This is a genomic window from Virgibacillus profundi (assembly GCF_002287375.1).
Classification (GTDB): domain Bacteria; phylum Bacillota; class Bacilli; order Bacillales; family Amphibacillaceae; genus Virgibacillus_K; species Virgibacillus_K profundi.
The window spans coordinates 38618-51045 of sequence record NZ_NPOA01000012.1 but is presented as its reverse complement, the minus strand read 5'-3'; the positions used below and the strand labels follow the sequence as shown (position 1 = coordinate 51045).

At 36.8% G+C, this 12428-nt stretch carries 10 protein-coding genes; 8 read left to right on the top strand and 2 right to left on the bottom strand.

Annotated elements, in window-relative coordinates; translation table 11 throughout:
* Positions 1–8: 8 nt before the first annotated feature.
* Both modA and CIL05_RS16200 read right to left on the bottom strand, forming a co-directional pair.
* Positions 9–776, bottom strand: a complete 768-nt coding sequence (gene modA, locus CIL05_RS16205) for a molybdate ABC transporter substrate-binding protein (RefSeq protein WP_095656586.1) — start codon at positions 774–776, stop codon at positions 9–11.
* A 54-nt stretch (positions 777–830) separates the two neighbouring features.
* Positions 831–1319 carry a DUF1189 family protein gene (locus CIL05_RS16200; protein WP_095656585.1) on the bottom strand — a complete coding sequence of 163 codons (489 nt, stop codon included), beginning with the start codon at positions 1317–1319 and terminating at the stop codon, positions 831–833.
* A 440-nt stretch (positions 1320–1759) separates the two neighbouring features.
* Between CIL05_RS16200 and CIL05_RS16195 the strand changes: the two genes are divergently transcribed.
* The 8 genes from CIL05_RS16195 (at position 1760) to CIL05_RS16160 (ending at position 12428) form a co-directional block, all read left to right on the top strand.
* Entirely contained in the window at positions 1760–2695 is a 936-nt protein-coding gene (locus CIL05_RS16195; RefSeq protein ID WP_095656584.1) for a YybS family protein, read from the top strand.
* Between the two features lie 32 nt (positions 2696–2727).
* Complete coding sequence (locus CIL05_RS16190; RefSeq protein ID WP_095656583.1) at positions 2728–4704, top strand: DHH family phosphoesterase; 1977 nt, start codon at positions 2728–2730, stop codon at positions 4702–4704.
* Positions 4701–5147: a 50S ribosomal protein L9 gene (rplI, locus tag CIL05_RS16185; RefSeq protein ID WP_095656582.1), complete on the top strand. Its 447-nt coding sequence runs from the start codon at positions 4701–4703 to the stop codon at positions 5145–5147. The genes CIL05_RS16190 and rplI overlap by 4 nt, the downstream gene beginning before the upstream one ends.
* 50 nt (positions 5148–5197) lie before the next feature.
* A complete protein-coding gene (gene dnaB, locus CIL05_RS16180) occupies positions 5198–6565 on the top strand; it encodes a replicative DNA helicase (protein ID WP_095656581.1) in 1368 nt (455 codons plus the stop codon).
* 351 nt (positions 6566–6916) lie between these two features.
* Positions 6917–8392 (top strand): M23 family metallopeptidase, encoded by a 1476-nt coding sequence (locus tag CIL05_RS16175; RefSeq protein ID WP_240510222.1) that lies wholly within the window; start codon positions 6917–6919, stop codon positions 8390–8392.
* A gap of 198 nt (positions 8393–8590) precedes the next feature.
* Positions 8591–9292: a response regulator YycF gene (gene yycF / locus CIL05_RS16170; RefSeq protein ID WP_095656707.1), complete on the top strand. Its 702-nt coding sequence runs from the start codon at positions 8591–8593 to the stop codon at positions 9290–9292.
* 5 nt (positions 9293–9297) lie between these two features.
* Positions 9298–11118, top strand: coding sequence for a cell wall metabolism sensor histidine kinase WalK (gene walK / locus CIL05_RS16165; RefSeq protein ID WP_095656580.1), 1821 nt, complete (start codon positions 9298–9300; stop codon positions 11116–11118).
* Positions 11118–12428: a YycH family regulatory protein gene (locus tag CIL05_RS16160; RefSeq protein ID WP_095656579.1), complete on the top strand. Its 1311-nt coding sequence runs from the start codon at positions 11118–11120 to the stop codon at positions 12426–12428. The genes walK and CIL05_RS16160 overlap by 1 nt, the downstream gene beginning before the upstream one ends.

The following is a 12428-nucleotide window of genomic DNA, read 5'->3' as shown; positions in this document are numbered from 1 at the left end:
GCCTTTTCTTAATTAAATCCATAAGATTCGAATATGGACTTTGCTGTTTTACTTTGCAGAAAGTCAACGAATTTTTCAGCACTTACAGGGTTGTCACTGCTTGAGGTAACTGCTGCTGGATATACAATAGGTTTATGCAGCTTTTCATCGATTTCAGCTAACTGCTCAACCTTGTTACCCATGAGAATATCTGTTGCATAAACAAAACCAATAGCAGTGTTGCCTGATTCGACATAGGTAAGTACCTGACGCACGTCCTTTGCATAGACAAATTGGTCTGTCAGGCCTTCCCAAAGATTACTATGCTGTAGAGCTTCTTTCGCATAGTTTCCGGCTGGGACGCTATCCGGATTACCAATTGCAATTTGGCCGATCTCCTTGTGTTGTAAATCCTCAAGTGTTTTAATTGAAATGAGACTGTCTTTTTGACTGATGATCACCAGCTTGTTTTTTGCAAAGTTACTTCTTGTGTCAGCTGCTAATAATTCCTGGTTTTCGAGTGTGTCCATCCATTTTTGATCTGCAGATAGAAATATATCGACTGGTGCTCCCTGCTGAATTTGTTGTGCAAGCTTTCCGGATCCACCAAAATTTAAAGTGACCTGAGTATTGGGATTATCTTCTTTATATGTATCAACAATGTCTGTCATTACATCAGTCAAACTGGTTGCTGCTGAAATGAATAGTTCTTCTTTTTCCTCAGATTTTTCAATAGGTTCATTTGAACAACCTACTGTAAAAAGTAAAATCATAAGAAATGGCAGGATAAATCTCATAAAAAATCTCCTTGTATTGTGTTATCAAAGTATATTCATTAATGCGCAGTAGCACTATGAACGTATTTTACGTTTTGGATAGATGGATATGACCCATACTAATAATACAAATGTATAAATCAGGAATATCCATAGCAATGTATCACTTACAGGGAAAAGCAAAGCGATCACCGTATATAACAAACATGGGATGGTGGTCGTATATGCACACATTTTCCAAAGGATGGAATAGCGTAATTTTCGACGCATTAGCCGTGCAATCCCTGAACCAATATAGGCAATGATGGAAAGCACTATAAATACAATAATATTTAATGGTAAATAATAAAATATAAAGAAATAAATAATTAGGAAAAATAAACTCATTTCAGTTCCCGGCCCATTGGTAGCCGTTAATCTGTCAATCAATGATGGAATAGAAACGAGAAATAGAAGAATAAACATGTAGATTACCGTAATATCCATCCCGATCCGATTAAGCTGGAACATTGCCTTTTTATTGGGTAATTTGATACTATGTACAAATGCTTGCAGGAAAATCATTTTTTTCATCCTTATATAACTATAGTCTATCTAATTAATTATAATGGAAAAACCAAAAAAAAGCTTATAAGAGGTTGTTCAAAAAGTCCGGTAAAAATGACACTTCGAATTTCTTCGTTAGCTTGCTTTTCCGCTACTCACGTATTAATTGCATACGTTCCGTTGCTCAAAGCTACGCTGCCTCGAACTTCTCGGTCCTTTTTATCCTCCTTTTTGAACACGTACTATAATGGGATGAGGAAATAATGACATTTTGATTGCCAAATTTTAAAATCAGATATTTAGAGGTGCTTTTACGCAAAACTTACAAAATATTCCCCGGGAAATATTTTTTTCTACTTATTTCGACAACCATTTCATTAAAAGTCATGTTATCATATTATAATGGATATAAAAATAACAGCATATAAAGCTGGTTTTATTCAGATGGGGTGCAAGAGATGAATCAATCAAGAAAATTAACAGATGGAGCACTATTAACTGCGATATTTATGATGCTGTTAATCGTTAGTATTTACATTCCTGTATTTGTAATTGTACTACCGCTCCCATTTATTATATTTGCTTCAAGGCATAATTGGAAGCCATCATTATTAATGTTTGCTGTTGTATTAGTATTAACGGCAATTTTCACTAATGTTTTATCCATTTCATTGCCAATACTGATGGGTGTTGGTGGAATAATGATCGGAAGTGCAATGTTTCAAAAGTCATCTGCCTATGAAACCTGGGCAAGAGGAACATTAGGGTTTATAGCAGGTTTATTATTTGTCTTCGTATTCAGTCAGATTATGTTTGACATAAACTGGGTAGATGAATTTGAACAAACGGTAACAGAGTCAATGGAAATGAGTTCATCTATTTTGGAAGAAATAGGTGTGGGGGAACAAACAGATGAATTGAAGGAAGCCTGGCAGGGGCAGATAGCAGTATTTAAAGATTTATTTCCTGCTGGTCTGGTAATGATTGCTCTTGTGATGGCTTTTATTAGTCAATGGATTGGTTATAAAGTTGTAAACCGTTTGGAAAAGAAGAAATATCGATTTCCGCCTTTTCGCACACTTCGTTTCCCTACGTCGATTGTTTGGGTATATTTTTTCGCACTGGTTTTTTCGTTTTTCGATATAGATCAATCCAGTATTTTTTACACAGGAATAAATAACCTTCTTGTCTTAACAGGGCTACTTATGACTATTCAGGGCTTTTCCTTTATATTCTTTTACGCCCATCATAAAAAAATGTCGAAAGTATTTCCTATCATTATTGTGATAGTAACATTAATTTTCCCAATGCTACTACTTTATTTAGTACGGATATTAGGTATAATTGATATAGGTTTTGGAATAAGGGACCGCATGACCAAGAAGGAAAAATAAACTGGTGTTAGGTAAATTAGGAGCTGAATGTTATGCCAGATTTACAAAAAAAGCCAACACTTAGCAGTCATTTATGGGTTATTTATCTGTTATCCATTATTTTGCTTGGTGTAACATGGTATTTCCAATGGGTGTTGGGACTCATTATGACATTATTTTTAGCTGCTTCTTTTTACTATAGTGTACGAACGGAAAGAACACTACTTAATAAAGCAGAGGAATATATATCTACGCTATCTCATCGGATTAAAAAGGTGGGAGAAGAGGCGTTATTGGAAATGCCATTTGGTATTGTCTTATATAATGAGGATTATAAGATTGAGTGGGCAAATCCATATATGAATAGATTTAGTAAAGAAGATGATCCAATTGTAGGGGATTCACTGAATATATTATCTGAGGAACTAATTCCGATGATTAAAGAAAACAAAAGTGACGTTTGGTACGAAATTGATGGATATAAATTTCAGACAACAATAAAAAAGGAAGAGCGTCTGCTTTACTTTTTCGATCGAACACAGCAAGCGGAACTACAGACCCTTTATCATAATGAACAAACTGTTTTAGCTATTATCTTTTTAGATAACTATGAGGAAATCACTCAAAACATGGACGATACGCTGAAGAGTCAATTAAATTCCCAGGTGACCTCTTTGTTAAATAATTGGGCACATAATAATGGTCTTTACTTGAAACGAACCTCACAGGAGCGGTTTTTAGCAGTTGGGACAAAGGAAATTTTGCAACAGCTGGAAAAAGTTAAATTTGATATTTTGGATGAAGTCCGTGAATTAAACGGGGAGCAGAGTAACCCCCTGACCCTTAGTATTGGGATCGGACTTGGTAATGTGGACCTGCCTGTGCTTGGCGAGCTTGCTCAATCGAGTCTGGATTTGGCGCTTGGACGTGGAGGTGATCAGGTAGCCATTAAAGATGAAGAAGGTAAAGTCCGTTTTTACGGTGGAAAAACAAACCCGATGGAAAAACGAACAAGAGTAAGAGCACGGGTAATCTCACACGCTTTAAAAGAACTTGTAATGGTAAGTGATAATGTTATTATCATGGGACATAAATCACCAGATATGGATTCCCTTGGTGCGGCAATAGGTATTTTAAATATTGCTAAATCAAACAATGTTGAAGGTCATATTGTATTTGATCCGGACGATATGGATACTGGTGTTTACCGTCTGGTTGAGGCAATTAGGGAAGATGAAGAATTGTGGCAGCATTTTATTGATCCGGAGGAAGCGAAAGCAATTACTGGAGACAGAAGCCTGGTAGTTGTTGTTGATACACATCGCCCTTCCATGGTTGCAAGTGAGAGTCTGCTCAAGCAAACAGAATATAAGGTTGTCATTGACCACCATAGACGTGGTGAAGAATTTATCGACAATCCAACATTGGTATATATGGAACCATATGCTTCCTCGACAGCGGAACTGGTTACAGAGCTGCTGGAATATCAGCCAAAAGGACTTAAATTAAAAATGCTCGAGGCAACTGCATTGCTGTCAGGCATCATTGTCGATACGAAAAGCTTCACATTACGAACAGGATCAAGAACTTTTGATGCAGCTTCCTATTTACGATCCAAGGGTGCTGATACCGTGTTGGTTCAGCAATTTATGAAAGAAGATATTGATCTTTATGTGAAACGAAGTAAATTAATTGAACGAACCAGGATTTATAATGACAACATCGCCATATCCAAGGCTGAGCCTGGTCAAACCTATGGGCCTGTATTGATTGCGCAAGCTGCAGACACACTCCTTACCCTAACAGGGATTAGAGCTTCATTTGTTATTTCTGAACGTGAGGATGGCAGAATTGGAATCAGCGCACGCTCTCTAGGGGAAGTCAATGTACAGGTTATTATGGAAAAGATGAATGGTGGGGGTCATTTAACAAATGCAGCCACACAAATTGAAGATACTACAATAGATGATGCAGAAGGTTTATTAAAAGATATTCTAGATGATTATTATGAGGGGAGAGAATCGGAATGAAAGTAATTTTTCTAAAAGACGTAAAAGGTAAGGGTAAAAAAGGGGAAGTAAAAAATGTGTCAGATGGGTATGCACGCAACTATTTATTAAAAAATAAAATTGCGGAAGAAGCGACACAAGGAAATCTGAAAGCATTGGATGCCCAAAAGCGAAAACATGACCAATTGGAACAAAAAGAAAAAGAAGAAGCAATCGATTTAAAGGATACCTTAGCAGATCTTACTGTCGAATTAAAAGCAAAATCTGGTGATGGTGGACGCCTGTTTGGCTCTATTACAAGTAAACAAATTGCTGAAGCACTAGAAAAAGAATATGGCCATAAAATTGATAAACGAAAAATTGAACTCGATCAGCCAATTCGTGCATTGGGATATACAACTGTACCTGTTAAGCTGCACCCGGAAGTTTCCGGTTCAATTAAAGTACATGTTGCTGAGAAGTAAAATGATTTTAGCGAGAAATGCTTTTTTGGTAAAGGAGGGGCCTCAGGACGATGAGTGAATCATGGACTGATCGTAGACCGCCACATAATATTGAAGCAGAGCAATCTGTGATAGGTGCCATATTTCTAGAACCGGAAGCCTTTTCGACTGCCTCTGAATTATTGGTGGCAGAGGACTTTTACCGGGCAAGTCACCAGCGTATTTTTTCAAGCATGATGAAGCTTGCTGATAAGGGTGAGCCGATAGATGTTGTTACCGTAACTTCTTATTTACACAATTTGAAGCAGATCGATGAAGTCGGCGGGGTTGCTTATCTTTCTGAATTAGCTGAAAGTGTGCCTACCGCCGCTAATATTGAATACTACAGTAAAATAGTGGAAGAAAAGGCTTTGCTTCGCCGTTTGATACGTTCTGCGACAGATATTGTTACATCTAGCTTTGAAAGAGAAGATGAAGTTGAGGATGTATTAAATGAAGCAGAGAAGAATATTCTTGAAGTCTCCGGGCGTAAAAACTCCGGAGCATTTAAATCGATTAAAGATGTGTTAATCGATGTTTATGATAAAATTGAGCAGCTTCATCATCTGGACGGGGATGTTACTGGTATTCCGTCAGGTTTTCGCGATTTGGACCGGATTACGTCAGGTTTTCAGAGGAATGATTTAATTATTATCGCTGCACGTCCGTCTGTAGGTAAAACAGCGTTTGCTTTAAATGTTGCTCAAAGTGTCGCAGTTAATACAGATGAAAATGTTGCGATTTTCAGTCTGGAAATGGGAGCAGATCAGCTTGTCCAACGTATGCTTTGTGCTGAAGGAAATATCGATTCGCAGCGCTTGCGAAGTGGTCAGCTGCTGGCAGATGACTGGAGTAAACTAACGATGGCAATGGGCAGCCTTTCCAATGCAGGTATTTACATTGACGATTCCCCTGGCGTTCGGGTCAGCGAAATTCGCTCAAAATGCCGTCGATTAAAACAGGAAAACGGTCTTGGAATGATTTTAATTGATTACCTGCAGCTTATCCAAGGTAGTGCGAACTCCGGTGAAAATAGACAACAGGAAGTTTCGGAAATCTCACGTTCATTAAAGGGGTTGGCACGTGAACTGAACGTACCATTAATTGCTTTATCACAGCTATCCCGTGGAGTTGAATCCAGACAGGACAAGCGTCCAATGATGTCCGACTTACGTGAATCCGGAAGTATTGAGCAGGATGCTGATATTGTTGGATTCTTATATCGTGATGATTATTATGATTCAGAATCAGAAAAACAGAACATTATAGAAATCATTATTTCCAAACAGCGTAATGGTCCAGTTGGTAATGTGGAGTTGGCATTTGTGAAGGAATATAATAAATTCGTAGACCTGGATCATCGTTATCAGGAAAGTGATATACCACCAGTTCCAGTTTAAAAATACAAAAGCAGCCTTTTAGTTTAGGGGCTGTTTTTTTGTTTCTAAAGGTTTCTTTGTGTTTTGCACCCAAGCGGTATAACTTTCCTCATTCAAAGAAATTACCTCCCTAAAATTCAATAATATCCGTCAGTTCGACATAGTTTTTTCCTAGCCTATGATGTATGTAGAAAAAAGTAAAAAAATGTTAGTTTTTATACAATTTCTTTACAGTACTCGAAATACTATTCCATAAGATAAATTACTATGGTAAATTATTAGAGGATCATGAGAAAGTCTTTGTTATTTTACAAAAAACTACTATAAATTTACATAGAATGATAGGTAACAGAACTGGGAGGAACGAAGAAATTGAATACAGGGTGGAAAAAACGAGAAAGAAATACGAGAAAGAAAAATAATCTATTTATAAAGATAGTAATTACAACTTGTCTGGCAATGTCACTTACATTTACAACCGTATATGCAGAGGAAGGCAAGCTTGAAACCGTTTATCATGTATATATAGATGGCGAGCATGTTGGTAAGATTGATAATAAAGAAGTTGGACAACAGGTCATTGATGCCAAAGTTGTTGAGGGTGAAGAAAACCATGAAAACTTATCGATAACTATTGGCGAAGAAGTAAGCTATGTTTCTGAGAAAGTTTTCAATCCTAAATTCAATAATACGAAGGTAGCAGATCTATTGAAAGAAGAGCTATCTGTTATGGTAAATGCTGTCGAACTGACCATTGCCGGAAATACGGTTGGCTTTTTTGACAGTCAGGAAACAGCTGATAAAGTACTGAAAGCATACAAAGCAAACTATGTGGATGAGAAAATAATAGAACATCTAAATGAAGCAAAGAATAAACAAAACAGTTCAAAAGAGCTTTCAGCAGAAGATAAGTCTAAAGATAAAGCACCAGAGGTTGGAAAAACAATTATACAAGATGTAGTCCTATCTGAAGATGTATCTATTTCCGAAGTAAAAGCAGAGCCAAAGCATGTTTTAACCGTGAAACAGGGTGTTAAAATGCTCAAAAAAGGTACGTTGGAGGAAAAAGTACATAAAGTAAAAAAAGGGGAAGTATTAGGGAATATTGCCAGCAAGTATGATTTATCAACAAAGAAGTTATTGGAATTAAACCCATCCCTAAATGAAGATTCTCTATTACAAATCGACCAGGAAATTAATATCACGGAATACAAGCCATTTGTTGATGTTATTGTAAAAGAAGAAAAAATGGTGGAAGAAACCATTGAATATGAAACAGAAGTAATTGAATCAGATGACCTGTATAAAGGTGACGAAAAGATAAAACAAGAAGGACACGACGGTAAAAAAGAAGTACATTATGCTATAGAAAAAATAAACGGAAAACAAACTGCGAAAGAAACCCTGAATGAAAATATTACAAAAGAAGTGGTTGATAAAGTTGTAATAAAGGGTACAAAAGTAGTTTCTTCCCGTGGTACAGGTGACTTGTCCTGGCCAGCTGTTGGTGGTTACATTTCCAGCCATGTCGGTCAACGCTGGGGAAGAATGCATAAAGGTATTGATATTGCCCGTCCAAGCGACCGTACGATAAAGGCTGCGGATAATGGAGTAGTTGTATCTGCAGGACGTGATGGCAGTTTTGGAAATAAAGTAGTAATCAACCATAACAATGGAATGAAAACAATTTATGCTCATTTATCATCCATTAGTGTAAAGGTTGGACAAACAGTTGAAAAAGGCAGCAAATTAGGAGTGATGGGTTCGACTGGTAACTCAACAGGAATTCATTTACATTTTGAAGTTTATAAAAATGGTGCATTGAAAAATCCTATGGACTATTTATAATAGGGGGAAAAGACTGACTCGGCCGGGTTGGTCTTTTTTCATCTTAAAACTACAGGCTTTTCCGGTAAAATGAAGGAAAAAGCTGGTGATCCAAGACATTTCATGTAAAATACGATAAAATAGACAAGAGGTATTTTAAATAACGAAAACCGTTCAACTATAGATATGCTTTTAATTATGAAAAAGGATGTGGCAATGATGAGTCAGAAGATTTTAGTAGTGGATGATGAACAGCCAATTGCAGATATATTGAAATTCAACTTAGAAAAAGAAGGTTATCAGGTGGTTGTAGCGAACGATGGTGATGAAGCTATTGAGCTTGCCGAAAGTGAAAACCCTGATTTAATTTTATTGGATATTATGTTACCAAACAAAGACGGAAATGAAGTGTGTCGTGAGGTAAGGAAAACACAAACAATGCCAATTATCATGCTGACAGCAAAGGATACGGAAATTGATAAGGTATTGGGACTTGAACTTGGTGCGGATGACTATGTTACGAAACCTTTTAGTAATCGGGAATTGATTGCAAGGGTAAAGGCTAATTTGCGCAGACAGCAGGTACCTGACGATACGGTTAAGACAACAAAAGATATTGTCATCGGTTCACTTACTGTACACCCGGATGCTTATGTTGTATCAAGAAATGGTGTTCAAATTGAATTAACCCATCGTGAATTTGAATTATTGCATTATCTGGCACGTCATATTGGACAAGTAATGACACGGGAACATTTACTTGAAACCGTTTGGGGCTATGATTATTTTGGAGACGTACGTACCGTTGATGTAACAGTACGAAGACTTCGTGAAAAAATTGAGGAGAGTCCAAGTAATCCAATGTGGATTGTAACCCGACGTGGTGTAGGCTATTATTTACGCAATCCTGATCAGGAGTAGTTGCAATGAATAAAGTTGGTTTTTTCCGATCAATACAATTAAAATTTATTATCATTTTTATTTTATTATTGCTTTTAGCGATGCAAATTATTGGATCCTTTTTTACTGAAAAACTGGAAGAAAATCTTCGCAATAACTTTAATGACACAATTGATCAGAATGTGCAGTTATTGAGCTATAATCTCGAGCAGGCATTTAATAAGGACAGGGAAGATGAAGAGGTACCGAGTCTTCCTAGTGAGGTGCAGGATATATTAGATGACTTCAGGTCAAGTAATATTACTAATATAGAGGTTATTGATAACCAAAGTCGTGTCATTGCAGCCAGTGGCAATAGACAAAGTAATATTGGGGATAAAACTACACGGGAAATTGTACAGCAAGCAATTTTATTTGATACATTTGATGAAAGAACAATGAGAGATCAGGACAATAATCAGGTATTTGTAAAAGCTGATCCGGTATTTAATGATGAAGGAATACTTGAAGGTGTTATTTATCTGGAAGCATCCTATGATGAAGTAAATGATCAATTGCAGGATATAAATAAAATATTTTTGCAAGGGTCTATTTTAGCAATTGTTACTTCAGCTTTGATCGGGATCTTAGTAGCACGATCAATTACAAGACCAATTATAGAAATGCGGGAACAGGCTCGTACTATGTCAAAAGGGGATTTCAGCCAAAAGGTAAATGTTTATGGGAAAGATGAAATTAGTCAATTAGCTGAAACCTTCAATGATTTAAACAGTCGATTAAAGCATTCCTATGCAACAATCGAAGAAGAGCGGTGGAAGCTGAGCTCTGTTCTATTTAACATGTCTGATGGCGTTATAGCGACAGATAATGGCGGGGTCGTAACTTTAATGAATGAATCTGCCGGAAGATTAATGGGGCAAAACCCGGATGATATTATTGGTGATTTCTTACTGGATGTACTACAACTTGAAGAAAAGGTTGTTGATCTAACAGAATTACTGGAAAGCGGAACAATGATTATAGACTTCAGTAATGATGAACAGGACTTTTTAATTCGGGCTAACTTTTCAACTGTTTTGGATGATGAGGATGAGGTAACAGGATTTATTACTGTTATAAGTGATGTTACAGAACAAGAAAAGGTGGAACAGGAGCGTCGGGAATTCGTTTCAAATGTCTCCCATGAGTTAAGAACACCATTAACAACAATGAAAAGCTATGTTGAAGCATTGACAGAAGGTGCATGGCAGGATAAAGAAATTGCTCCTAAATTCCTTGGAGTAGCACAAAATGAAACAGAACGAATGATTCGAATGGTAAATGACCTGCTGCAGTTATCAAAAATGGATGTAAAAGAATATCCATTAAACAGGGAGCGAACGGAATTTGTTAATTACTTCCATCAGATTATTGACCGATTTGATATGAATTTGCCCGAACAAATTTCACTCCGAAGAGAATTACCTAAGGGACAATATTATGTTTGGCTTGATAAAGACAAAATGACACAGGTATTGGATAATATTATTTCCAATGCGATAAAATATTCCCCTGAGGGTGGCGAAATTCGCTTAAAAGTTGAAAATAAAAGATATCATCTTCTGGTAAGTATTCAGGACCCAGGCTTAGGAATTGCCTATGATAAGCTTGAGAAAATATTCGAACGTTTTTACAGAGCGGATAAAGCAAGGACGAGGAAGCTTGGCGGAACAGGCTTAGGTCTGGCAATTTCCAAGGAATTAATTGAAGCTCATCATGGACAGGTATGGGCAAAAAGCAAAGAAGGTAAAGGGACGACAGTTTTCTTTACGCTTCCGCTGATGAATCAGAAGCGGAGGGGAATTTAATGAAACTGGAAACAGCAAAATCTTTCATATTAGTCGTGTTAATTGGGATAAGTTTATTACTCACCTATGGCCTATGGAGCTATCAGCCAGAATATGCTCCATTGAAGGAATCTGCCGTAGAAAATGACGCAGTTTTGGGTGGGATAGAGGAATCGAAAAAAGGTGTAATTGAGCCAACTTCGATTATTTTTCATTCAGATGACAATCATTATGGATTTACAGATCCTATGGGAGCTAAAGCACTTTATAGTGATATGCAATCATGGGTATTGTATAATTTTGAAACAAAGCAGTCAGAGGGCATAGATTGGCAAAATGATGGTGTGGAGGTTATTTTCCCGGATGATCTGCCAATGAGTATTTTGCAAAGTCTTTTCGACTTTAATGAAACGGACATGGAATTTCCAAGCTGGTCTTTTAATCGAATTTATTTTACCTTTGTTCCGGAAAATTCATCTTTAACATTACAAATTTTATCAGCAAATGGTAATCAGCAGGCAACAGCAGTTATCAATGATGCAAGTAATTATGAGCAATTATGGTCCTATATTTCCAACATTGGCACAAACGAACTTAGAGAATATACGCTATTTAATGAAAATAATTCACCTATATACATTCCGGCTGATAAAACCACGCTTGGTATTCGCCGGGTAACGATTAATGATATTGATCCAAATCTGCTCGTTAACGCTTTATTCACGAGTCCATCAGCAGTAAGACCAATTTATAATGATGGTGATAGATTATATACCGATAGTCAACGTCAAATACGTGTTTATGAGAATGGAAGCAGTATGGAGTATTATTATCCATACTCTGAGGAGGATGACTCCTTCCAACCGGAAACAAAAAGTTTAATCGATCGAAGCATTAAAAACATCAATGATCATCTTGGTTGGACAGAGGAATACAATCTGCAGCAAGTGGAAGGAGATACAGTCCGTTTTCAAATGTTTTTTGAAGGATTGCCTGTTTATGATAATTCAAATCTGAATTTGCATCTGATTGAACAGAGATGGAAGAACCAGGAATTATCTTTATACCAACGTTCTCTATTCACATTGGAAAACTCGTTTTCTGATGGATCAAGAGAATTGCCTTCAGGCAGGGATATTGTTTACTATCTGGAAAATAACCAAAATGCTGATTATAATATGGAAAATATCGAAGACGTTCAAATAGGCTATCGATTGGATTTTCATGAGGATGAATCTATCACCCTTGTTCCGACATGGTATATGAATTACAACGGAAACTGGATTGAATTAATATTTGAGGAATTAACTCATTTCAAAGGAGGAAGTTGA